This is a genomic window from Fulvivirga aurantia (genome assembly GCF_009711475.1).
GTDB lineage: Bacteria > Bacteroidota > Bacteroidia > Cytophagales > Cyclobacteriaceae > Fulvivirga > Fulvivirga aurantia.
This window is the reverse complement of record NZ_SMMD01000229.1, coordinates 1-1,099: the sequence shown is the minus strand read 5'-3', so window position 1 is coordinate 1,099 and position 1,099 is coordinate 1. Positions and strand designations below refer to the sequence as shown.

1 protein-coding gene is annotated in these 1,099 nt (G+C 41.3%); it reads left to right on the top strand.

The window, feature by feature from the left end; translation table 11 throughout:
• Positions 1-115: 115 nt before the first annotated feature.
• Positions 116-1,063, top strand: coding sequence for a threonine ammonia-lyase (locus E1176_RS00760; RefSeq protein ID WP_155208682.1), 948 nt, complete (start codon positions 116-118; stop codon positions 1,061-1,063).
• The last annotated feature ends 36 nt before the right edge of the window (positions 1,064-1,099 follow it).

Below are 1,099 nucleotides of genomic sequence, written 5' to 3'. Positions count from 1 at the left end.
ATAAGTTTAGGTTAAGCACTTGATATTAAAAATTAACAAGCACAATTAGAATGAGTTTTCTCTTAGCGGTAATCAGAAGCCCTATTTTTTTGACCTTGATCTTGTAAATTAGCATATGGTTCCGACTTTGCAGACACTAAGAGAGGCACACGATCGAATAAGGCCTTATATTCACAATACCCCTGTTCTTACTTCAACATATATAAATAGCCTTTCTGAGGCTTCCATTTATTTTAAATGCGAAAATTTTCAGAGAATAGGTGCATTTAAAGCCAGAGGTGGTTTCAATGCTTTATTATCACTAGGGAAAGACCGCCTTACCCAAGGGGTCACAGCCCACTCATCCGGTAACCATGCCCAGGCTGTAGCAGTTGCAGCTCAAACATTAGGGGTGCCGGCTTATATAGTAATGCCAAAAACTGCTCCAAAAGTAAAACAAGCCGCAGTAGCAGGTTATGGTGCAGAAATAATATTATGTGAGCCTACTTTAGAGGCCAGAGAAAGCACTGTAGCTCAAATTGTTGAGGAAAAAGGAGCAATTCTCATTCACCCTTTTAATGATTATAGCATAATTGCCGGACAGGGAACAGCCGCAATCGAGCTTTTAGAGGAAGTTTATCAATTAGATTATATACTGACTCCAATTGGTGGTGGTGGACTCACAGCCGGTAGTTCTCTAGCAGCCAAGTACCTGTCCCCAACTACTAAAATTGTTGGTTGTGAGCCTGAAAAAGCCGATGATGCTTATCGCTCGTTACGATCAGGGGAACTGAAAGCTCATAAAAGCCCGCCCAAAACAACCGCTGATGGTCTTTTGACTACATTAGGCGATAAAACTTTCGGTATTATCAAAGACAATGTGGGTGACATCTTGCTGGTTAATGAATCAGAAATTATACAGGCCATGCGTTTGATATGGGAGCGCATGAAAATAATTATAGAACCTTCATGTGCTGTGCCATTTGCGGCACTCCTCCGCAACAAAGACCTATTTAAAGGAAAGAAAGTAGGCATCATTCTTAGCGGTGGTAACGTAGACCTGGGCAAACTGCCTTTTGAGTAATAAAAAAGGCTGTCTCAAAAGGTGAGTCATCCTGAG

What these genes read in the sequence shown, in the direction of transcription:
- E1176_RS00760 (WP_155208682.1), top strand. Translation starts at nt 116, where the DNA reads ATGGTTCCGACTTTGCAGACACTAAGAGAGGCACACGATCGAATAAGG.